The sequence below is a fragment of the Kluyvera sp. NPDC087067 genome (genome assembly GCF_044745165.1).
In the GTDB taxonomy this organism is placed as follows: Bacteria; Pseudomonadota; Gammaproteobacteria; order Enterobacterales; family Enterobacteriaceae; genus Kluyvera.
In genome coordinates, this window is the sequence record NZ_JBIUZS010000002.1 from 500,556 (window position 1) to 521,960 (window position 21,405).

The following is a 21,405-nucleotide window of genomic DNA, read 5'->3' on the forward strand; positions in this document are numbered from 1 at the left end:
CCTTAGGCTTTATGTAACACGCCCGCCACGCTTTCTGGTTCGGCGCTTACGATGGTGGCATTCGCCTGCTGGCGAGCGGATAAATCACGTTGAATCGTGGCCATTGCCTTGTCGTCCAGCGTGTAGAAGCGCGACAACCACCACAGCACCAGATAGGACAGCGATGGCCCCAGCGTCAGTAATCCAACGATGCCCATCGTAGCCAATGGCGTTTGTACCGAAACCCCGGCCTGATAGCCAAACAGTCCCAGCGAGAAGCCCACCACGGCCCCCGCCACCGCCATGCCCATTTTCAGCGCGAACAGGTTGCCAGAGTAAGATAAGCCCGTGATGCGACGGCCAAATTTCCACTCACCGTAGTCGGCGGCATTCGCCATCATGTTCCACTTAAACGGTTGATACATCTGATGGAAGAAACCAACCAGGAAATACAGCGGGAAAACGACCGGCAGCCAGGTTGGCGGCACGAAGAACATAATCACGCCCACCGCCACCAGCAGCAGGTTGATATTTTTAAACAGCGATACCGCGCGATAACGTTTTGCCAGCCATCCAGCGGCAATACTCCCGATGATGGTGCCGACCACGCTGGTGGAGATAAACGCTGATTTCATCGCCGTGCCTGCCGCCGACTCGACGCCGCCCATCATTAAATAGGTGGCGTAATACAGCGTTGCGGCACCGCGCATGACGCCAGCCATGCTGGAGAAGAAGGTAATGATAGCCACGATCCGCCACTGATCGTTTGCCAGCAATGAGCGTAAATCTTCCCGAATGCTGCTTTGTTGCTCCACCGCCGGAGCTACGCGCTCTTTGGTGGAGAAGAAGCAGAACACCAGCATCACTATCGCGATAGCACCCATAATGCCCATCGTGGCCTGGAAGCCGAACTGCTTATCTTCTTTGCCCAGATAATCCACCAGGAATAGCGTGGCAACGGAGACCATAAGCCCTGCCACGGACGAGATGGTAAAACGGTAGGACTGCGCGGAGAGACGATCTTTTTCATCACGGGTGATCACCCCGCCCAGCGCGCAGTAAGGAATATTGATAAAGGTGTAACACAGCATCAGCAAGGTGTAGGTCAGATAGGCATAAACCAGCTTGCCAGACTCACTAAAGGCAGGGGTGGTAAAGGTCATCACCGCCAGCACAGCATAGGGGATCGCAAACCAGATAAGCCAGGGACGGAAGTGCCCCCAGCGGGTTTTTACCCGGTCGGCAACGATCCCGGTGAGCGGATCGGTTATCGCATCCAGCACGCGAGTCACGAGGAACATCACCCCCACCGCCGCTGCGGAGAGGCCGTAAATATCGGTGTAGAACCAGGTCAAAAACATCGTTACCGAAGAGTAGACGATGCCGCAAGCAGCATCGCCCATGCCGTATCCCAGTTTTTCTGTGATCGACAATTTAGTGTCATTTGCCACGAATCATTCCTCCCGAATTGAAGAAGCTTCAATGTAGGAGGATGAAAATCACAATCCTATTGTCATTTTTCGTACTGGCATTATGTTTTCTGACAACTGCGTAAGTTGTCACATAACTGGACGATTTGTCATACATCTTCCCGTTTTGTGACCTCACACCAGGCGGAAGACCGAGATAGCAGACTTAAGCTCGCCGGTATGCTGCTGTTGCTGATGCGCCACCTGAATGGTCTGCGCCACGTGCTGTACGTTCTCCTGCACGCTGGCATCAATGTGCGCGATGCTGCCTTTCATTTGCACAACGCTGGTACGCTGCTGCTCGCTCATCGAGGACAGCACGTCGACGCAGGACTGTAAGTGGTCAATGTTGTGAATAATCGCCGCCATGGTTTCCCCCGCCTGTTCAACCTCGCTGGCCCCCTGATGCGTCCGTTCTACCGAGGTCGCAATCAGTTGGCGAATATCCCGGGCTGCCCCCTCACAGCGTAGCGCCAACGTTCGCACCTCCGCCGCGACAACCGCAAAGCCTTTACCGTGAGCCCCGGCCCGAGCCGCTTCTACGGAAGCGTTCAGCGACAAAATATTGGTCTGGAAAGCAATACCGTCAATCAGCTCCAGAATGCCGTTTATTTTTAACGACTCCTCGCGGATATGAGTCATTGAGGTCATGGCCGAACGAATATTCTCCCCACCTTGCCGGGCAACGTCGCTGGCCTGCATCGCCAGGGTGCGCGCTTCGCTGGCCTTGTCACGGGTGAGCGAAGCCGCGGCGGCTAATTGCTCCATCGCGCTGGCGGTCACCGCTAATGAGCGCGCCTGATTATCGGTGCGTTCCGACAGCGCGGTATTACGTTGAAGCAGCGTTTGTGAAGCCTCCAGCAGCTGTGAGACATTCCCGCTCACCTGCTCAAGCGTTGTGCGCATTGCGTCGAGCGTCAGGCTAAAGGTGCGGGCAAAGGGAGAGCGGCTGGTTCTGGCATCGTGCGCCAGCGTCAGGTAGCCGGATTCCCGGTTGATAACGGCCGCGAGCTTCGCGACTTCGCTGGCCGAGCGGGCATCCTGTTCCATGCGTACGGCGAGGAAAACTAAAAATACCGTCTGCGCCACCACATATAACCCATGCATAATCACCATATGCAGGCCGGTGTGCATAAAAACGGTAATATTGAACAGGCCGTATTCCTGTAAATAATTAAACGTCAGATGATGGATGGCAATCACTCCCGCCCCCATTATTAAGGGACGCCAATCACGCCACGCCAGCAGCGCTGAAAGCAGGACAAAAACAGAGAAATGGTATTCGGTTTCGCCCTCGCCAAGCTGAATAAGCAGCGCGGAGAAGGCCATTAAAATAACAGCGTACATCATCCGGGTGAACAATTTACCGGCAAAGAGGAAGGTGATAATCGTCGCCAGCACCGATAGCAGGCTCGCCACGATTAGCGCCAGAGTGAGGTTGCCATTCATGGCGCCCACCCCTAACGACACGGCCCACATCACCCAGGTTAATACCAGCAATAGTCGATCCGCTCTTTGTCGAATCGAGGATAATGAAAATTGGTCGCGATGCAATTCATCGACGTCCTGTAATGCCGTTATCGTCATAAAATCTTCCGTCCGCCGCAGGTACTTTATATTATTGTTAGCGTTGAGATTTAAGCGTAGGAAGGTTATTTATAGCTAGCCACTTTAAGATTGAAATATATTAATTAAATGAAGTCCGGATAAATAATATTTAACCAATACTTTTAGTACCGCGAAATAATAAGACTTAAGGGAAATATTTAACAGCCGGGCAGAAAAAAGAATGGCGCGTAATGCGCCATTCGGGAGACTTATTTTTTGGCGACGGTTTCTTCGCCGACGAGGCCAATCTTCAGATAGCCCGCCTGATGCAGGGTATCCATCACCTTCATCATCGTTTCGTAATCTACCGTTTTATCAGCACGGAAGAAGACGGTGGTATCTTTCTTGCCTTCCGTCAGCGCATCCAGCGATGCAACCATGCTGTCATCGGTGATCGGTTCATTGCCGAGGAACATCGATTTATCCGCTTTCACCGACAGATAGATCGGTTTTTCCGGGCGCGGCTGCGGTTGGCTAGAGGAAGCCGGCAGATTCACTTTAACGTCCACGGTAGCCAACGGCGCGGCCACCATGAAGATAATCAGCAGAACCAACATAACGTCAATAAACGGCGTTACGTTGATGTCATGCATTTCGCCGGTATCGTCCAGATTTTCATTAAGACGCATAGCCATGGGGCATTAACCTACTCGTAATTTCTGGGCGGTACGAACCGGATGCACGCCGCTGGCGCTGAGATCCAGATCGCGGCTTTGCAGCAGTAATACCTGGGCTGCAACATCGCTGAGGTTCGCTTTAAAGCTGCCGATAAGACGCGCGAAGATGTTATAGATAACGACCGCAGGAATCGCAGCAAACAGGCCAATTGCCGTTGCCAGCAGCGCTTCTGCAATCCCCGGCGCAACCACCGCCAGGTTAGTGGTTTGCGTCTGAGCAATACCGATAAAGCTGTTCATGATGCCCCAGACGGTACCAAACAGACCGACGAACGGGGAGATAGCACCGATAGTCGCCAGGAAGCCATTACCGCGTCCCATGTGACGCCCAACCGCCGCCACACGACGCTCAAGACGGAAACCGGTACGCTCTTTAATGCCTTCGTTGTCTTCCGAACCCGCAGAGAGCTCCAGCTCGTTCTGCGCTTCACTGATGAGCTGGCTGCTCAGGCTGCGAGCGTCAAACGCATTCGCTACTTCGCTCGCCTGGTTGAGGGAGCGCACATCACCTAACAGTTTTTGTTCGCGCTTGAGGCGGCGCTTATGGGCGAGAAGTTCTGCACCTTTACTGAAGAAAATCGCCCAGGTGACGACGGATGCCAGAATCAGGCCGATCATGACCACTTTAACCACGATGTCGGCATGTTGATACATACCCCAAACGGAGAGATCCGCCTGCATCAAATTATTACCCACTGTGTATCTCCAGGACATAAATCACAAAATCTGAACACAATAATATCAAAAAAACCTCGAATTGATAGTAGTTCTCATTAGTATTTGCATATTGACCTAAATCACACTTATTTTCCTTGCGCTTACGCAGTAAAAAAGTTTTCTGCGTGCGTTAAAGCAAAATTTTCTACTGTATGCATGGGAAAGGGTACACCCTCTCAGCAATCGTGATAATTTAGACGTCCAGACGTATAAAAACAGGTATGACAAACATGGCAGATAAGCACCTCGATACCGCGTTGGTTAACGCCGGACGCAGCAAAAAATTTACTCAAGGATCGGTGAACAGCGTGATTCAGCGTGCCTCATCGCTGGTCTTTGACACGGTGGCTGCCAAGAAGCATGCCACGCACAACCGCGCGAACGGCGAGCTGTTTTACGGCCGCCGCGGTACGCTGACCCATTTCTCTTTGCAAGAGGCGATGTGCGAGCTGGAAGGCGGCGCAGGCTGCGCGCTGTTTCCCTGCGGAGCGGCGGCGGTAGCAAATACGATTCTGGCGTTTATCGAGCAGGGCGACCATATTCTGGTGACCAATACCGCCTACGAACCGACCCAGGATTTCTGTAGCAAAATCCTCGGCAAACTCGGCGTGACCACCAGCTGGTTCGATCCTCTGATTGGCGACGAGATTGCCGCCCTGGTTCAGCCCAATACCAAAGTGGTGTTCCTCGAATCACCCGGTTCTATCACGATGGAAGTGCACGACGTTCCGGCGATCGTTGCAGCCGTGCGTCGCGTTGCCCCCGACGCCATCATCATGATCGATAATACGTGGGCGGCGGGTATTTTGTTTAAAGCGCTGGAATTTGGCATCGATATCTCCATTCAGGCGGGCACCAAGTACCTGATTGGTCATTCTGACGCGATGGTCGGTACCGCGGTGTCTAACGAACGGTGCTGGGCGCAGCTGCGTGAGAACGCCTACCTGATGGGTCAGATGCTGGACGCCGATACCGCCTACATGACCAGCCGTGGCCTGCGCACGCTGGGTGTGCGCCTACGCCAGCATCATGAGAGCAGCTTGAAAATCGCCGAATGGCTCGCGCAACAGCCGCAGGTTGAACGCGTCAACCACCCCGCCCTTGCGGGCAGTAAAGGGCATGAATTCTGGAAACGTGATTTTACGGGCAGCAGCGGCCTATTCTCGTTCGTGCTCAAAAAGCATTTAACCCAGGATGAACTGGCCGCTTACCTCGACAACTTCACCTTGTTCAGCATGGCTTACTCGTGGGGCGGCTTCGAGTCGCTGATCCTGGCTAATCAGCCAGAAGAGCTGCAGAGCATTCGCCCCGACGGCAAAATTGATTTCACCGGCACCCTAATTCGCGTTCATATCGGTTTAGAAAACGTTGACGATCTGATTGCGGATTTATCAGCAGGCTTTTCACGCATCGTGTAACATAACCTATAGCCCGGCGTCGCCTGGCGCCGGGTGTAAACCAATCCCGCATTGTTGTCAGTAAATCAGAACAACGTCGCTTCATTTGTTGCGCACACGATCAAGGTGTTCTTCATCTTTCGCGCGTACAATGGGCGAAAATGCTGTTCCACAGGAATGTTCATGGTCGTAATTCAAGATATTGTCGCCGCGCTTTGGCAGCACGATTTTGCTGCTCTGGCGAATCCGCACGTCGTGGGGATCGTTTATCTGGTCATGTTTGCCACACTGTTTCTGGAAAACGGCCTGCTTCCCGCGTCCTTTTTACCCGGTGATAGCCTGCTGCTGCTGGCGGGGGCGCTTATTGCAAAGGGCGTGATGGGTTACGTGCCGACGCTGATTATTCTGACGGCCGCCGCGAGCCTTGGCTGCTGGCTAAGCTATCTTCAAGGACGCTGGCTGGGCAATACCCGTGTCGTTAAGGGCTGGATGTCGCAGCTGCCGGATAAATATCTTCAGCGCGCAACCTGTATGTTTGACCGTCACGGGTTGCTGGCGCTGCTGGCGGGACGTTTCCTGGCGTTTGTTCGCACGCTGCTGCCAACCATGGCAGGCATTTCCGGGCTGCCGAATCGCCGCTTCCAGTTGTTCAACTGGCTGAGCGCGCTGCTGTGGGTCGCGGTGGTGACGGGTCTGGGCTATGCGCTGAGCATGATTCCGTTTGTGAAACGCCACGAAGACCAGGTGATGACCTGTCTGATGATTCTGCCGATTGTTCTGCTGGTTGCGGGGCTTTTGGGAACGCTCTTTGTGGTGATTAAGAAGAAATACTGCGACGCGTGATGGCGTCGTTGAGCCTGACGTTGTAGATACTGTGGGCATTGACAACACGTAGGCCTGATAAGGCAAAGCCGCCATCAGGCATAACCGCGCACATTGCCGGATGGCGGCTTTGCCTTATCCGGCCTACACTAATCGGTAGCCCGGCCGAGCGCAGCGACGCCGGGGTTAGCTCCCACCTTATATCCCGCGCAATCTTGCCGCATCTTCCCCCGGCGTTATGCCGAAATAGCGCTTAAACTCACGGCTAAACTGTGAGGCGCTTTCATACCCCACTTGCATCGCCGCCGCGCTGGCCTTTAGACCATCATGCACCATCATCATTCTGGCTTTATGCAGGCGATAGGCTTTCAGATACTGCAGCGGCGAGGTGCTGGTCACCGCTTTAAAATTATGGTGGAACGCCGACAAACTCATATTCGCCTCGGCGGCCAGTTGGTCAACGCTCAACGCCTCGGTGTACTGCCCCTCAATACGCTTTAGCACCCGGCTGATTTGGCTGAAATGCGTTTGACGGCTAACCAGCGCCATCAACGCTCCGCCGCGCGGGCCAATCAGCACATGGTAGAGCATCTCACGCACAATCTGTTTACCCAGAATACGCGCATCCAGCGGCCGCTCCATGACATCCAGCAACCGTTCAGCGGCACAGAGAATTTCCTCTGACAGCGTGGCGGAGTTGATGCCGCTTTCCGCCATCCCCGGACGAAACAGCGGATCTTCGCCGATATCCATCAACAGTTCCTGCAACTGCAAAATATCGACATCAACCCGTAATCCGGCCAACGGCGCATCCTCGGTCGCAAAAGTTTCACATTCGAAGGGTAAAGGTACGGTGAGCAACAGATATTCATTCGCATCGTAGCGGAAGGTGCGCTCGTTGATATAACCGATTTTATAGCCTGAAAAGAGAAACACGATGCCTGGCCGGTACATCACCGGCGTGCGCCCATAGGGCTGTGTACCGTAAAGAAGCTGGATATCCGGCAGCAGGGAATTGATACTTTGTTCTTTATTTTTCAACTGCTTAATTTTTTCTGTGAGCAGTGCACAGATATCTTCGCGATTCATCAACGAACGCTCCAGTGACCTTTTACGACGCTGACATTCTGGCTGTGATTAACGTATTTCTCCAGCCCTATGGAGAAATAGGCAAGACAAACGCAGAAATGTGCATTGAGAGCTGCACCCGCTAAGACCACAATGATGTCATTCGGCGGGACATCTCACCGCCTACGTTTTACCCACCAATAAGGGAACGAGCCATGTTCAATTTTGATCTTCACACCCCAACCCGCATTCTGTTCGGCAAAGGCGCCATCGAAAATCTGCGCGCGCAAATCCCGGCTGACGCCCGCGTTCTGGTCACCTACGGCGGCGGCAGCGTGAAAAAAACCGGCGTGCTGGACCAGGTACTGGAGGCTTTAAAAGGCCTGGACGTGCTGGAGTTTGGCGGCATCGAGCCGAACCCATCCTATGAGACGCTGATGAACGCGGTGAAAATTGCCCGCGAACAGAAAGTGACCTTCCTGCTCGCCGTCGGCGGCGGTTCGGTACTTGACGGGACCAAATTTATCGCGGCAGCAGCGCACTACGACGTCAACGTCGACCCGTGGGAAATTCTGGAAACCTACGGCAGCAATGTCACCAGCGCGATCCCAATGGGCTCAGTGCTGACGCTGCCAGCGACCGGTTCCGAATCCAACAAAGGTGCCGTGGTTTCACGCAAAACCACCGGTGACAAACGTGCGTTTATGTCACCGCATGTGCAGCCAGTATTCGCCATTCTTGACCCGGTTTACACCTACACTCTGCCTCCGCGCCAGGTGGCGAACGGCGTGGTTGACGCCTTTGTTCACACCGTTGAACAGTACGTCACCTATCCAGTCGATGGCAAAATTCAGGATCGCTTTGCGGAAGGCATTCTGCTGACGCTGATTGAAGACGGCCCGAAAGCGCTGCAGGAGCCCGAAAACTACGCCGTGCGCGCTAACATCATGTGGGCAGCCACTCAAGCGCTGAACGGTCTGATTGGCGCAGGCGTTCCGCAAGACTGGGCGACCCATATGCTGGGCCACGAACTGACCGCGATGCACGGTCTGGATCACGCCCAAACGCTGGCTATCGTTCTGCCTTCTCTGTGGAATGAAAAACGTGATACCAAGCGCGCTAAGCTACTGCAATACGCCGAACGCGTGTGGAACATTACCGAAGGTTCTGACGATGCGCGTATCGATGCTGCTATCGCCGCAACCCGCAGCTTCTTCGAAAAAATGGGCGTACCGACTCGCTTGTCTGACTACGGTCTGGACGGCAGCTCAATCCCGGCACTGCTGAAAAAACTCGAAGAACACGGTATGACTAAACTGGGTGAAAATCAGGATATTACCCTCGACGTCAGCCGTCGTATTTACGAAGCAGCACGTTAATCCTTATCCGCTAAACTTTTCGTTTTTGCATATTTGGACCAAACTTGATCCGACAAACCTTCCCGGCGCCAGCGCCGGGAAGCTCGTGAAAAGGAGAAATGCATGACACATCCAACCGTGATTAAGCTGCACGATGGCAATGTAATGCCGCAGTTAGGCCTGGGCGTATGGCAGGCTAGCAACGAAGAGGTCATCACCGCAGTCCATAAGGCTGTCGAGGTGGGCTACCGGTCTATTGATACCGCCGCCGCATACAAAAACGAGTCGGGAGTCGGTCAAGCTATCAGCACCGCGGGCATCCCCCGTGAAGATCTGTTCATCACCTCCAAGCTCTGGAATGATGCGCATCTGCGCCCTGCCGAGGCGCTTCAGGAGAGTCTGGAACAGCTTAAGCTCGACTATCTTGATCTCTATTTAATCCATTGGCCCGTCCCGGCAATCGATCATTATGTCGAAGCCTGGAAAGGGCTTATCGAGCTGCAAAAGCAGGGGCTGGTGAAGAGCATCGGCGTGTGTAACTTCCAGATACCGCATCTGCAGCGGCTGATTGATGAGACTGGCGTCGCGCCGGTGATTAACCAGATTGAGCTTCATCCGCTGATGCAGCAACGTCAGTTGCATGCCTGGAACGCCACGCACAAGATTCAGACCGAATCCTGGAGTCCGCTGGCACAGGGCGGCGAAGGCGTTTTCGACCAGAAGATTATTCATAAACTGGCGGAAAAATACGGTAAAACCCCGGCGCAGATTGTTATTCGCTGGCACCTCGACAACGGTCTGGTGGTGATTCCAAAATCGGTCACGCCATCGCGTATTGCCGAAAACTTTGATGTCTGGAACTTCCGTCTGGATAAAGACGAGTTGGCTGACCTCACCGCCCTCGACAAGGGCAAACGTTTAGGCCCGGATCCGGATCAATTCGGCGGTTAATCCCATAAGCCCGGCACTTGCCGGGCTTTTTCAGAAATCATCAATACCCTTCCTGCGCTCGCCGTTGCTAACCTGCTGGCTGACTTTTCACCATCAGGGATGCCCCTATGAAATCACTGGCGACATGGCCGTTGCTGCTTATTTTCGCTCTTCTGACCGCGACGGCGGCTCAAGCAGGCACGCCGCCGCTCTCACCCGAACAGACCATCAGGCAGATTTATCAGCCCTATAGCGATCGCAGCACCCCCGTCATGTTTGGCGGTACTCAGGTCTCTGCTCGGATGAATCAGGCCATTAAGCTCGATGAACAGCTCGCTCTCCCGGGCGATGTGGGGTCGCTGGATTACGATCCTATCTGCAACTGTCAGGACTTTGACAATCTGGTGCTGGAAAAAATCACCCTCACGCCAAAAGACGCCGAGCACGTCGACGCCACCGTCCGTTTTCGGCCGTTTAAAGCCAACAGCGATAGCGTCACTCAGACGCTCAATCTGATTGTTGAGGATAATCACTGGGTCATTGACGACATTCTCAACGGACGGAACAGTCTGTACCAAATGCTCAATGGCGATAACCAGCAAAAGCTCGCCACGCTTGCCGCATTACAAAGAGAGTTGCCGCAAGATTACGTCCGCGCGCTGTTTGAGCACCTTAGCGATAACACCTGGCCATGGACATGGGTGCTTGCCCCCGACTATCGCCAGGCCATTGAGGGCTACAAACAAGCGGTTTCACAAATGGGCGCGGACAGAAGCCATGACGGGCTTTTCCTCTATGCCAATCCTCTGTGCAACTGTACTGAAACGCAATTTGTCAGGCTTGACGAACTGCGTTTAATTGCAAGCACACCCAATAGCGCACGGATTCATGTTCAGCTCACACTCGGAGAGGACGCGAAAGAGGCGTCACTCGCCCAGGAGATTAAGCTACAGCGCGTCGACGGCGACTGGATGGTCGCTGACATTATTCGTTTGCCCAGTGGCAGCCTGCTCGCGCAGATGCGTGCTACAACGGCAAAAATGGAGAAAGGAAACAAATGAAGAAACGGCTAATCATGAGTCTTGCGATGCTGACACTGCTCGCAGGCTGCGCAAACAATAATTCACTCGAGAAGCAGCAAATCGATAAACTTTCAGCCGATATCAGCGCGCTAAAAATAAGGGCCGAGCGGCTACGACAAGACCTCAGGGTTCTGCAGCCGGAAGTTCAAAAGGCGAAAGCGGACGCCAACCGCGCCAACTATCGTCTTGATGTGAATGAGTATCTGGATTGCTGGTGTAGCCTCTAACCCAGTGGGGATGTGGCTATCTCAGAAATAAAAAAGGAGCGGCAGCCGCTCAGGCTCCACTCCCTTTTTTCAGCAACGAGCCGATTAGTGTGACGCGGTTTTCACGCGTTTTTTCGCCGGAGCTTTCGGCGTCTGGCGCTGATGTTCTACCGGCGTGTGCTTGGTCAGCGCCGGACGCGTATGACGATTCTGGCGACGCGCTTCACGCATTTCCTCAATCGTCGGTGCCGGGACCAGACAATCGCGACGGCTGCCGATCAAGTGCTTTTTACCCATGTTTTCCAGCGCCTGGCGAATCAGCGGCCAGTTAGCCGGATCGTGGTAGCGCAGCAACGCTTTGTGCAGACGACGCTGCTTATCACCTTTCGGGATCACCACATCTTCACTCTTATAGCTAATCTTACTCAGCGGGTTCTTGCCGGTGTAATACATGGTGGTTGAGTTCGCCAGCGGCGACGGATAGAAGTTCTGCACCTGATCCAGGCGGAAACGACGCTGTTTCAGCCACAGCGCCAGATTCACCATATCTTCATCACGCGTCCCCGGGTGAGCCGAGATAAAGTACGGGATCAGATACTGCTCTTTACCCGCCTGCTTTGAGTAGGTATCAAACAGTTCTTTGAAGCGATCATAGCTGCCCATTCCCGGCTTCATCATCTTCGACAATGGCCCAGCCTCGGTATGTTCCGGGGCGATCTTCAGATAGCCGCCGACGTGGTGCGTCGCCAGCTCTTTGATATAGCGCGGATCTTCTACGGCAATGTCATAACGTACGCCGGAAGCGATAAGGATCTTTTTAATCCCTTTCAGGTCACGAGCGCGGCGATAGAGATTGATCGTCGGTTCGTGGTTGGTGTCCATATGCTCGCAAATACTCGGATAGACACAGGACAGACGACGACAGGTTTGCTCCGCGCGCGGAGACTTACAGCGCAGCATATACATGTTGGCGGTTGGGCCGCCAAGATCGGAGATAATGCCGGTAAAGCCGGGAACCGTGTCGCGAATCGCTTCGATTTCATTGACGATCGAATCTTCTGAACGACTCTGAATAATGCGTCCTTCATGCTCGGTAATCGAACAGAAAGAACACCCGCCAAAGCAGCCGCGCATGATGTTAATCGAGAAGCGGATCATCTCGTAAGCCGGGATGCGGGCATTGCCGTAGGATGGATGCGGAATACGCTTGTACGGCAGAGCGAACACGCTATCCATCTCTTCGGTCGACAGCGGAATAGCCGGTGGATTGACCCAGATATAGCGCTCACCGTGTTTTTGCATCAGCGCACGCGCACAGCCTGGGTTGGTTTCATGGTGCAGAATACGCGACGCATGGGCATAAAGGACTTTGTCGCCTTTGACTTTCTCAAAAGACGGCAGCAGGACGTAGGTTTTTTCCCACGGCTTCGGACGCGCTGGCTGGACGGTCACGCGCTTGGCTTCTTGTTTTGGCGGCGCAACGGTTTTGTTATCGGCGCACGGCAGATCGTCGCCGTAAGGATGCGGAATGGGGTCGATTTTGCCCGGTGTATCGAGGCGGGTGGAATCCACCCCGCTCCAGCCCGGCAGCGCTTCTTTCACCATGATGGCGGTGTTACGCACGTCGCGGATGTGGCCGATAGGTTCACCGGCAGCCAGACGGTGGGCGACCTCGACAAGCGGACGCTCGCCGTTACCGAACATCAGCATATCAGCCTTGGAGTCCACCAGTACCGAGCGGCGCACGGTATCAGACCAGTAGTCGTAGTGCGCGGTACGGCGCAGACTGGCTTCAATACCGCCGAGAATAACCGGCACATCTTTCCATGCCTCTTTACAGCGTTGGGTGTAAACCAGCGTGGCGCGATCCGGGCGTTTGCCCGCGACGTTATCCGGGGTGTAAGCATCGTCATGGCGCAGCTTGCGGTCTGCGGTATAACGGTTAATCATCGAGTCCATGTTGCCAGCGGTGACGCCGAAGAACAGATTCGGTTTGCCCAGACGCATAAAATCATCTTTGCTGTTCCAGTCAGGCTGCGCGATGATCCCCACGCGGAAGCCCTGCGCTTCCAGCATACGACCACAAATCGCCATGCCAAAACTTGGGTGGTCGACGTAGGCGTCGCCCGTCACCAGAATAATATCGCAGCTATCCCAGCCAAGTTGATCCATCTCTTCGCGTGACATCGGCAAAAACGGTGCCGGCCCAAAGCAGGCGGCCCAATATTGCGGCCAGGAGAAAAGGTCGCGATCCGGTTGGATCAGGGAGATAGCGCTCATTATGCTTCCAAAAAAATGGTAAAAAAATAATCAAAGGTCGGGGATTATAAGCCCGTTCGCCTGACTAATGAAGTGGGAATTTTTAACGCGGAGTGAGTCCCGGCGTCGCTGCGCTTGGCCGGGCTACCGTTATATTCGTACCCCGGCCAAGCGTAGCGACGCCGGGAAGTTATCAATTACGGCGCGGGGTTCACCAGAATCTGCCCGATAGAACCCCGGTCGGCCAGCTCCAGCGTCTGGCTGGAGTACTGGAACGGGAAGTGTGGCCAGGATGGCTGAGCGTAATACACCAGCAGCTCGACCTGACCGTCTACCCACACCGTATCTTTCCAGCCCCGGTCTTCCGGCATTGGCGTTGCGCCATTCACGTTGCGAACCTGGAACATCACCCCTTCAATGTGGAATGACTGCGGCGCATCGGCACGAACCGTCCAGCGCTCCCAGGTTCCCTGCTGGGCGGTGATATCAATACGCTGCGGATCCCACAGCTGACCGTTAATGCCCGGGTCGTCGCCCAGCATGATATCGCGGCTGCGAATTGGCGTGCCGCCGAGAATTTCAGCCGGCAATATGCGCATCGGTAAGTTATCGGTCACCAGCGGCAGCAGCCCCGTCGGACGCAGTGTCAGCACCAGCGTCGAGATAAGAATACTTGAGGGCTCGAAGAATCCACGTATACGTTCCATGATGCTTGCCGACTCCCCGCAGGTTATCGACACCTCATCGCCGTTGGTCATATCCACCAGCACTTCCCGGCGCTCGCCCGGCGCCAGTGAGATCTGCGTGGCCGAAACGGGCGCTGGCAGTAAACCCTGATCGCTTGAGATAACGTGCAGCGCGCGCCCATCACTCATTTGCAGTAAATACCGCCGCGAGTTGGAGGCATTGAGCAGACGCAAGCGCACCCAACCGCGCGAGACTTCGACATATGGCCCCTGAACGCCGTTGACCAGCAGCGTGTCGCCAACAAAACCGCCGCTGCCCGGTTCGTCGTATACCGGCGTGCCGAAGTTATCCAGACGCTTATCCTGGATAATCACCGGGAAGTCATCGACGCCGTAATGATTTGGGAAGGGTAAGGACTTACTTACTTCATCTTCAATTAACCACATGCCCGCCAGGCCGTTATAAACCTGCTGCGCCATATGGTTTGGCGTATTGGCCTGATACCAAAGCGTTGAGGCGCTCTGGCGAATCGGTAACACCGGCGCCCAGTCGGCGTTCGGCGACATCATGCGCGCCGCGCCCCCAATCAGTGGGCCAGGCACCTGCAAGCCGCGTATGGTCATGGCGACATTTTCAGTCAGTCGATTGCTGTAGATGAGCTTAACGTCATCACCTTTCCAGACGCGGATAGTCGGCCCCAGATAGCGGCCGTTGATACCCCAGACGTTCGCGCGGGTACCTTCTGTAAAGGACCAGTGCGCCCGCTGCATCGTCAAGAAAAGCGGCTGTCCACGGCGAGACTCCAGCAGCGGAGGCACCGGCAGCACGGGCTGTTTGCCGGCGGCCCGAGCGCTCAGCGGCACAGAACCTGCGCAAAGCGCAACGCCCGAAGCCTGAATAAACTGACGCCGACTGAGTGACATATAAGCTCCATCAAAACTGACAAATCAAAAGGGGAAATCACTTTCCCAACAGCAAAACAGCATACGACGCAGGTACAGCCCACGTCGCGGGGCGTTTTTACACTTTACCGGCAGACTCTCGCTGGGCCACTTCCTGATCCAGTTCGGCGATTTTATCCTTCATGACTTCACGACAGTGCTTCGCTAAATCACGGACCTGATCTTTGCTCCAGGCGCTGGTATCAATCGGTGGCAGCATTTCTACAATCACCAGACCGTTATTCCAGCGGTTGAGTTTGATCTTATTCGAGGTGTTTGAAACACAGACCGGAATAATCGGCACGCCCGCCGCAATGGCCGCATGAAACGCACCGGTTTTAAACGGCAGTAGCCCACGACCGCGGCTTCGCGTCCCTTCCGGGAACATCCAGAATGAGATCTTGCGAGTCTTAAACGATTTAACGACCTGGGCGATAGTGCTATGGGCGGCCGCTCGGTTGTTACGGTCAATAAGCAGGTTGCCGGTTAGCCAGTAAATCTGACCGAAGAATGGGATCCACACCAGGCTCTTTTTACCGACCGTGACCGTTGGCGGCTGCACGATATTGGCAGCGGTCACCATGTCGTAGTTATTCTGGTGGTTCGCAATGTAGATGGCATTGCCGTAGCTTTCGGCATCCGCCGGCTTGCGGGTTTCGACCTTTAGGCCAAAAATGGGTGCCATCCGGCCAAACATACGGCCAAAGGTAGAAACATGTTTTGGATTGCGCGGGCTGAACAGGCAATAGATACAGCCAAAAATGCATACCAGAATGCAATAAATGACAACAATGATTATACGTAAAATTGATAGCATAGCGTCCTCTGAACCCTGTACCGCTTAGAATTGTACCCGTTGCGATGGCGATGACGAACGCGCGATACGCATCCTTACCATAGACGACAAACGGGGCATATAGAGACCGGATAGGGCTTTGTTACTTGCAGACCCCTGCAAAAGGGTATTGTTAATCGCAATCGCCGAATTAACAACGGTTTTATCGACTCCATTTATTTCCCCCGCCTGACGGCGGGGGCGAAAGATTACTCTTCGCTGTCGCCCGTGTGGGCGCGCTTCGGCGAATCAATCTCAACGCGGTCAATTTTTTGCAGACCGCGCATCAGCGTACCGCGGCGACCCCGCTCACCCGTCACTTTCTGCAACTCTTCCGGACGCAGTTTAATCTTACGTTTACCGACGTGGAAGGTTAGCGTGCTTTGTGGCGGGAGAATATAGAGGTGCGCCAGGCTATCAACACCGCTTGCGGCTTCCGCCGATGGAATGTTGATAATCTTATTCCCTTTGCCTTTCGACAGCTGCGGTAAATCACTCAGCGGGAACATCAACATCCGACCCGCCTGGGTTATCGCCAGCAGCATATCAGATTCGTCTTCAACCACCAGCGGCGGCATCACGTTGGCATTCTCAGGTAGCGAAATCAGCGCCTTGCCCGCACGGTTGCGCGCGACCAAATCGTTGAAGGTACACAGGAAACCGTAACCCGCATCGGAGGCCAGCAGCAATTTCTGGTCGTCGCTTTCCATCAGCATATGCTCAACCGTCGCACCCGGCGGCAGCGTCAGCTTGCCGGTTAACGGCTCGCCCTGCCCGCGTGCGGAAGGCAACGTAATTGGGTCGATGGCATAGCTGCGTCCGGTTGTGTCGACAAACACCACCGGCTGATTGCTCTTGCCTTTCACCGACGCCTTCCAGCTATCGCCCGATTTGTAGCTTAAGCCCTGGGCGTCAATATCATGGCCTTTCGCGCTACGCACCCAGCCCATCTGCGACAGCACTATAGTCACCGGCTCAGACGGCAGCATGTCGTGATCGCTCATGGCTTTCGCTTCTTCACGCTCACGCAGCGGCGAACGACGATCATCGCCGAACGCATCAGAATCAGCCTGCAGCTCTTTCTTCAGCAGGTTACTCATTTTGCGTTCAGAGGCGAGGATCGCTTGCAGGCGATCGCGCTCTTTGGCTAACTCATCCTGCTCACCGCGGATCTTCACTTCTTCGAGCTTGGCGAGGTGGCGTAATTTCAGCTCAAGGATTGCTTCCGCCTGCGTTTCGCTGATACCAAAACGCGACATCAGCGCGGGCTTCGGCTCATCTTCGCTGCGGATTATCTCAATCACTTCATCAATGTTGAGGAACGCCACCAGCAAACCTTCGAGGATATGCAGGCGTTTGAGCACTTTTTCCAGACGGTAGTTCAGGCGACGACGCACCGTGTCACGGCGGAATGCCAGCCATTCAGTGAGGATCTCCAGCAGATTTTTCACCGCCGGACGACCATCAAGACCGATCATGTTCAGGTTAATGCGATAGCTTTTTTCTAAGTCGGTGGTGACGAACAGGTGGTTCATCACCGGTTCCATATCCACTCGATTAGAACGCGGCACGATCACCAGACGCGTCGGGTTCTCGTGGTCCGACTCGTCGCGCAGGTCGTCAACCATCGGCAGCTTTTTATTGCGCATCTGCGCCGCAATCTGTTCCAGCACCTTGGCACCGGAAACCTGATGCGGCAGCGCGGTAATCACCACCGCGCCGTCTTCTTTATGCCACACCGCGCGCATACGCACGGAGCCGCGGCCGTTCTGGTAAATTTTGCGGATTTCCGCGCGAGGAGTGATGATTTCCGCTTCGGTCGGGTAGTCCGGCCCCTGCACGATATCCAACAGGTCATCGAGAGTCGTCTGCGGTTTTTCAATCAGCGTAATTGCCGCTTTCGCCACTTCGCGCAGGTTGTGTGGCGGAATGTCCGTCGCCATACCTACGGCAATCCCGGTGGTGCCGTTCAGCAGGATGTTCGGCAGACGCGCAGGCAGCATCTTCGGCTCCTGCAGCGTACCATCGAAGTTTGGCGCCCAATCGGCGGTGCCCTGACCCAATTCGCTTAACAGCAGTTCAGCGTACTTTGACAGACGCGATTCGGTATAACGCATTGCGGCGAATGACTTCGGATCGTCCGGCGCCCCCCAGTTCCCCTGGCCATCCACCAGTGGATAACGGTAGGAGAACGGCTGCGCCATCAGTACCATCGCTTCATAACAGGCGCTATCGCCGTGCGGGTGGTACTTACCCAATACGTCGCCGACGGTACGGGCGGATTTTTTAAATTTAGCACTGGCGTTCAGCCCCAGCTCTGACATCGCATACACGATGCGGCGCTGTACCGGCTTTAAACCATCGCCAATAAACGGCAACGCCCTGTCCATGATGACGTACATGGAATAGTTTAAGTAGGCGTTTTCCGTGAATTCATGTAGCGCAAGGCGCTCTGCCATATCGCTCATTAACTGGGGATCCTCAATCTGCATGCTGACCGTACGGACGGCAATATTGCCGCAGATAATACCCTATCTCACGTTCTGAGTCACAGGGCGTGAGCCAGGTGCGAAAATCCTTAACACCACGGCCATTATCAGAGGGTTACACAAACAAAAAGACCGGGACACCGCTTGCGACGAGCGATGTCCCGGTCTTTACTGGCAGATGCTGCACGTTTTTGCGCAGCATCGACGGTATTACGGATTCACTTTGCGGATCTGCTTAACGTCGATTTCAACCGAGTTCCAGTCTTTATCCACTTCACCCTGGATTTCGACTACGTCTTGTGGAGTGATGGTCTGACCGTTCCAGCGCTTATGGTCGATATCCACATTCACGGTGCCGCTGGCGTCTTTAAAGATGTACAGATCGTCTGAAATACGCTCGATAATGTTACCGCGCAGCGTCACCCAGGCATCATCACGCATCGACTTGGCGTTAGCGGAGGTGGTGACCGTTCCGTTAGGCCCGACAAAGCCGCCGTTTTGCGAAGTTGTCGTGGTGCTGCTCGGGCCGGAAAAACCGCCCTGATTAGCAGCGAAAGCAGGCGCACAGGTCAGAGCCAGAACGGCAGCGATGGCAGCAAATTTCTTCATGATATGTTCTCCCCTTTTGGTTTCTGACACCTATTACACATGCCAATTCTTAACAACTTCTTAAGGGAAAAAAAGATTTATTTTTACTGTACAGCGCCTGTGCTGGCGCGGTTTACTGAGCGAATATAGCCGCAGGCAAGGAGCGTCAGATGCGCATTCTATTAATAGAAGACGACAAATTAATCGGTGACGGTATTAAAACCGGGCTGGGTAAAATGGGCTTTAGCATTGACTGGTTTACCGACGGCAAAGAGGGAAAAGTGGCGCTCTATAGTGCACCGTACGATGCGGTAATCCTCGATCTCACGCTTCCCGGAATGGACGGGCTGGATATTCTGCGCGAATGGCGAGAGAAATCTCACGCCGAACCAGTGTTAATTCTTACCGCGCGCGATGCGTTAAGCCAGCGCGTAGAAGGGTTACGCCTGGGTGCAGACGACTATCTCTGCAAGCCGTTCGCGTTGATTGAGGTCGCCGCGCGCCTTGAAGCGCTGATTCGGCGGGCCCACGGCCAGGCCAGTAACGTCCTGCGCCACGGCGCGGTTGAGCTGGACCCAGCAAAATTAATCGCCACGCTCGAGGGCGAATCACTGGCGCTTAAACCCAAAGAATTCGCTCTGCTGGAGCTTTTACTGCGTAATAGCGGACGTGTGCTGCCGCGTAAGCTTATTGAAGAGAAGCTTTATAACTGGGATGAAGAGGTCACCAGCAACGCGATTGAAGTGCACGTCCATCATCTGCGCCGCAAGCTCGGCAGCCACTTTATCCGAACCGTTCACGGTATCGGCTACACCCTGGGTGACCAATGAATCTGCTTCGCCGCCTGAGCCTGCGTTTTCGCCTGACGCTGATCTTCATTCTGCTTGCCGCCGTCGCCTGGTGCTTTGCCAGCGCTACCGCCTGGAAGCAGACGACCGACAAGCTCGATAAGCTATTCGATACCCAGCAAATGCTGTTTGCAAAACGTATCAGCGCCATGGATTTTGCCGACCTGTCGACCTCCCGCCAGTGGATACGCGCACCGAAAAAGATTAAACACGGGCATCTGGATGATGACGTGCTGGCCTTCGCTATTTACACCACCGACGGCAAAATGGTGATGCATGATGGCGAGAACGGGCCGTATATTCCCTATCACTATCGCCGCGAAGGCTTTGACGACGGGTATCTTAGCAATGATGACGATAGCTGGCGTTTTTTGTGGCTCACCACCGCTGATAAAAAATACCGGATTGTCGTCGGTCAGGAATGGGATTATCGCCGGGAGATGGCGCTGGATATCATTACCAGCCAGCTCACGCCGTGGCTCATTGCCCTGCCGGTGATGTTTTTACTGCTGATACTGCTACTAAGCCGTGAATTAGCACCACTGAAAAAGCTGACCCAAACGCTCCGCCTGCGCGATCCCGATGCTGTCGATCCACTCGATACCCACGGTGTCCCCAGTGAAGTGCGGCCGCTGCTGGATGCGCTCAATCAGTTGTTCCGCCGCACCCACGATATGATGTCCCGCGAGCGCCGATTTACCTCCGATGCCGCCCATGAACTGAGAAGCCCGCTGACCGCGCTGCGGGTGCAGGCTGAAGTTGCGCAGATGTCGCAGGACGATCCCGAAAGCCAGCGTAAAGCGCTAAGCCAACTGCATGCGGGTATTGACCGCGCAACGCGTCTGGTCGAGCAGTTGCTCACCCTCTCCCGCCTCGACTCACTTGAACAGCTTGCGGATGTGCAAACGGTCAACCTTGACGATCTGCTGCAATCTTCAGTGATGGACGCTTATCATGCGGCGCAAAAGGCCGGGATTGAAATCCGACTGCATCTGCACGCCCAGCAAGTGTGCCGCACCGCACAACCGCTGCTGCTAAGTCTACTGGTACGCAATCTTCTGGATAATGCCGTGCGCTACAGCCCGGCAGGCAGCATGGTGGATGTAACGCTTGAGCGCAGTAGCTTTACCGTGCGCGATAACGGGCCGGGAATCAGCCCGCAAGCGCTGGCGCGCATCGGCGAGCACTTTTATCGCCCACCGGGGCAGGATGAAACCGGGAGCGGGCTGGGTCTGTCGATTGTGCAACGCATTGCGACGCTACATGGGATGAGGGTTAGCTTTGATAATGCCGCAGAGGGTGGGTTCGAGGTCAGGGTAAGGTGGTAGCCAACGTCAGAAAGCGAGGCTGAAATAGCTAATCCTCGCACTATTTTTGCCAAAAACGCAAAAGACTTTGCACATTTTGTACATTTAACCGCTTTAATGACACGAGTATTATTACTG

General features: G+C 54.6%; 18 protein-coding genes. 8 read left to right on the forward strand and 10 right to left on the reverse strand.

The window, feature by feature from the left end; all coding sequences use genetic code 11:
• Positions 1-2 precede the first annotated feature (2 nt).
• The 4 genes from ACIPDS_RS07710 to exbB form a co-directional block, all read right to left on the reverse strand.
• The gene (locus ACIPDS_RS07710; protein ID WP_400734372.1) at positions 3-1,430 is read right to left on the reverse strand and encodes a glycoside-pentoside-hexuronide (GPH):cation symporter; all 1,428 of its coding nucleotides are present in this window, start codon (positions 1,428-1,430) and stop codon (positions 3-5) included.
• A gap of 153 nt (positions 1,431-1,583) precedes the next feature.
• Positions 1,584-3,035: a methyl-accepting chemotaxis protein gene (locus tag ACIPDS_RS07715; protein ID WP_400734374.1), complete on the reverse strand. Its 1,452-nt coding sequence runs from the start codon at positions 3,033-3,035 to the stop codon at positions 1,584-1,586.
• Between the two features lie 230 nt (positions 3,036-3,265).
• Entirely contained in the window at positions 3,266-3,691 is a 426-nt protein-coding gene (exbD, locus tag ACIPDS_RS07720) for a TonB system transport protein ExbD (RefSeq protein ID WP_400734376.1), read from the reverse strand.
• A gap of 6 nt (positions 3,692-3,697) precedes the next feature.
• Positions 3,698-4,429 (reverse strand): tol-pal system-associated acyl-CoA thioesterase, encoded by a 732-nt coding sequence (gene exbB, locus ACIPDS_RS07725; protein ID WP_400734378.1) that lies wholly within the window; start codon positions 4,427-4,429, stop codon positions 3,698-3,700.
• 251 nt (positions 4,430-4,680) lie between these two features.
• Between exbB and metC the strand changes: the two genes are divergently transcribed.
• Together metC and yghB are read left to right on the forward strand one after the other, a co-directional pair.
• Positions 4,681-5,868 carry a cystathionine beta-lyase gene (gene metC, locus ACIPDS_RS07730; RefSeq protein ID WP_400734380.1) on the forward strand — a complete coding sequence of 396 codons (1,188 nt, stop codon included), beginning with the start codon at positions 4,681-4,683 and terminating at the stop codon, positions 5,866-5,868.
• 162 nt (positions 5,869-6,030) lie between these two features.
• On the forward strand, positions 6,031-6,690 hold the full coding sequence (gene yghB, locus ACIPDS_RS07735; protein ID WP_166516922.1) for a DedA family general envelope maintenance protein YghB: 660 nt from the start codon (positions 6,031-6,033) through the stop codon (positions 6,688-6,690).
• Positions 6,691-6,867: 177 nt separating this feature from the next.
• Here yghB and ACIPDS_RS07740 read toward each other — a convergent pair whose 3' ends face one another.
• Positions 6,868-7,758: an AraC family transcriptional regulator gene (locus ACIPDS_RS07740; RefSeq protein WP_166516921.1), complete on the reverse strand. Its 891-nt coding sequence runs from the start codon at positions 7,756-7,758 to the stop codon at positions 6,868-6,870.
• A gap of 194 nt (positions 7,759-7,952) precedes the next feature.
• Between ACIPDS_RS07740 and yqhD the strand changes: the two genes are divergently transcribed.
• The 4 genes from yqhD (at position 7,953) to ACIPDS_RS07760 (ending at position 11,334) form a co-directional block, all read left to right on the forward strand.
• On the forward strand, positions 7,953-9,116 hold the full coding sequence (gene yqhD, locus ACIPDS_RS07745) for an alcohol dehydrogenase (RefSeq protein ID WP_166516920.1): 1,164 nt from the start codon (positions 7,953-7,955) through the stop codon (positions 9,114-9,116).
• A 102-nt stretch (positions 9,117-9,218) separates the two neighbouring features.
• A complete protein-coding gene (dkgA, locus tag ACIPDS_RS07750) occupies positions 9,219-10,046 on the forward strand; it encodes a 2,5-didehydrogluconate reductase DkgA (protein ID WP_400734384.1) in 828 nt (275 codons plus the stop codon).
• Between the two features lie 107 nt (positions 10,047-10,153).
• Positions 10,154-11,086, forward strand: a complete 933-nt coding sequence (locus ACIPDS_RS07755; protein WP_400734386.1) for a DUF3828 domain-containing protein — start codon at positions 10,154-10,156, stop codon at positions 11,084-11,086.
• A complete protein-coding gene (locus ACIPDS_RS07760; protein WP_400734388.1) occupies positions 11,083-11,334 on the forward strand; it encodes an LPP leucine zipper domain-containing protein in 252 nt (83 codons plus the stop codon). The genes ACIPDS_RS07755 and ACIPDS_RS07760 overlap by 4 nt, the downstream gene beginning before the upstream one ends.
• An 84-nt stretch (positions 11,335-11,418) precedes the next feature.
• Here ACIPDS_RS07760 and ACIPDS_RS07765 read toward each other — a convergent pair whose 3' ends face one another.
• From ACIPDS_RS07765 to ACIPDS_RS07785, 5 genes are all read right to left on the reverse strand, one after another.
• Entirely contained in the window at positions 11,419-13,593 is a 2,175-nt protein-coding gene (locus tag ACIPDS_RS07765) for a YgiQ family radical SAM protein (RefSeq protein ID WP_400734390.1), read from the reverse strand.
• Between the two features lie 176 nt (positions 13,594-13,769).
• Positions 13,770-15,182, reverse strand: a complete 1,413-nt coding sequence (ftsP, locus tag ACIPDS_RS07770) for a cell division protein FtsP (protein ID WP_166516915.1) — start codon at positions 15,180-15,182, stop codon at positions 13,770-13,772.
• A gap of 97 nt (positions 15,183-15,279) precedes the next feature.
• Positions 15,280-16,017, reverse strand: a complete 738-nt coding sequence (gene plsC / locus ACIPDS_RS07775; RefSeq protein ID WP_400734392.1) for a 1-acylglycerol-3-phosphate O-acyltransferase — start codon at positions 16,015-16,017, stop codon at positions 15,280-15,282.
• 227 nt (positions 16,018-16,244) lie between these two features.
• Positions 16,245-18,503, reverse strand: a complete 2,259-nt coding sequence (parC, locus tag ACIPDS_RS07780; protein WP_166516913.1) for a DNA topoisomerase IV subunit A — start codon at positions 18,501-18,503, stop codon at positions 16,245-16,247.
• A 231-nt stretch (positions 18,504-18,734) separates the two neighbouring features.
• Positions 18,735-19,133, reverse strand: coding sequence for a YgiW/YdeI family stress tolerance OB fold protein (locus ACIPDS_RS07785; protein WP_166516912.1), 399 nt, complete (start codon positions 19,131-19,133; stop codon positions 18,735-18,737).
• A gap of 149 nt (positions 19,134-19,282) precedes the next feature.
• Here ACIPDS_RS07785 and qseB point away from each other — a divergent pair, with 149 nt between their 5' ends.
• Positions 19,283-19,942, forward strand: coding sequence for a quorum sensing response regulator transcription factor QseB (gene qseB / locus ACIPDS_RS07790; RefSeq protein ID WP_166516911.1), 660 nt, complete (start codon positions 19,283-19,285; stop codon positions 19,940-19,942).
• Positions 19,939-21,288, forward strand: coding sequence for a quorum sensing histidine kinase QseC (gene qseC, locus ACIPDS_RS07795; RefSeq protein ID WP_400734396.1), 1,350 nt, complete (start codon positions 19,939-19,941; stop codon positions 21,286-21,288). Before qseB ends, qseC begins: the two co-directional genes overlap by 4 nt.
• Positions 21,289-21,405 lie beyond the last annotated feature (117 nt).

What these genes read in the sequence shown, in the direction of transcription:
- plsC (WP_400734392.1), bottom strand. Translation starts at nt 16,017, where the DNA reads ATGCTATCAATTTTACGTATAATCATTGTTGTCATTTATTGCATTCTG.
- ACIPDS_RS07760 (WP_400734388.1), top strand. Translation starts at nt 11,083, where the DNA reads ATGAAGAAACGGCTAATCATGAGTCTTGCGATGCTGACACTGCTCGCA.
- qseB (WP_166516911.1), top strand. Translation starts at nt 19,283, where the DNA reads ATGCGCATTCTATTAATAGAAGACGACAAATTAATCGGTGACGGTATT.
- qseC (WP_400734396.1), top strand. Translation starts at nt 19,939, where the DNA reads ATGAATCTGCTTCGCCGCCTGAGCCTGCGTTTTCGCCTGACGCTGATC.
- parC (WP_166516913.1), bottom strand. Translation starts at nt 18,503, where the DNA reads ATGAGCGATATGGCAGAGCGCCTTGCGCTACATGAATTCACGGAAAAC.
- yghB (WP_166516922.1), top strand. Translation starts at nt 6,031, where the DNA reads ATGGTCGTAATTCAAGATATTGTCGCCGCGCTTTGGCAGCACGATTTT.
- ftsP (WP_166516915.1), bottom strand. Translation starts at nt 15,182, where the DNA reads ATGTCACTCAGTCGGCGTCAGTTTATTCAGGCTTCGGGCGTTGCGCTT.
- exbD (WP_400734376.1), bottom strand. Translation starts at nt 3,691, where the DNA reads ATGGCTATGCGTCTTAATGAAAATCTGGACGATACCGGCGAAATGCAT.
- dkgA (WP_400734384.1), top strand. Translation starts at nt 9,219, where the DNA reads ATGACACATCCAACCGTGATTAAGCTGCACGATGGCAATGTAATGCCG.
- ACIPDS_RS07715 (WP_400734374.1), bottom strand. Translation starts at nt 3,035, where the DNA reads ATGACGATAACGGCATTACAGGACGTCGATGAATTGCATCGCGACCAA.
- ACIPDS_RS07785 (WP_166516912.1), bottom strand. Translation starts at nt 19,133, where the DNA reads ATGAAGAAATTTGCTGCCATCGCTGCCGTTCTGGCTCTGACCTGTGCG.
- ACIPDS_RS07765 (WP_400734390.1), bottom strand. Translation starts at nt 13,593, where the DNA reads ATGAGCGCTATCTCCCTGATCCAACCGGATCGCGACCTTTTCTCCTGG.
- metC (WP_400734380.1), top strand. Translation starts at nt 4,681, where the DNA reads ATGGCAGATAAGCACCTCGATACCGCGTTGGTTAACGCCGGACGCAGC.
- ACIPDS_RS07740 (WP_166516921.1), bottom strand. Translation starts at nt 7,758, where the DNA reads ATGAATCGCGAAGATATCTGTGCACTGCTCACAGAAAAAATTAAGCAG.
- ACIPDS_RS07755 (WP_400734386.1), top strand. Translation starts at nt 10,154, where the DNA reads ATGAAATCACTGGCGACATGGCCGTTGCTGCTTATTTTCGCTCTTCTG.
- yqhD (WP_166516920.1), top strand. Translation starts at nt 7,953, where the DNA reads ATGTTCAATTTTGATCTTCACACCCCAACCCGCATTCTGTTCGGCAAA.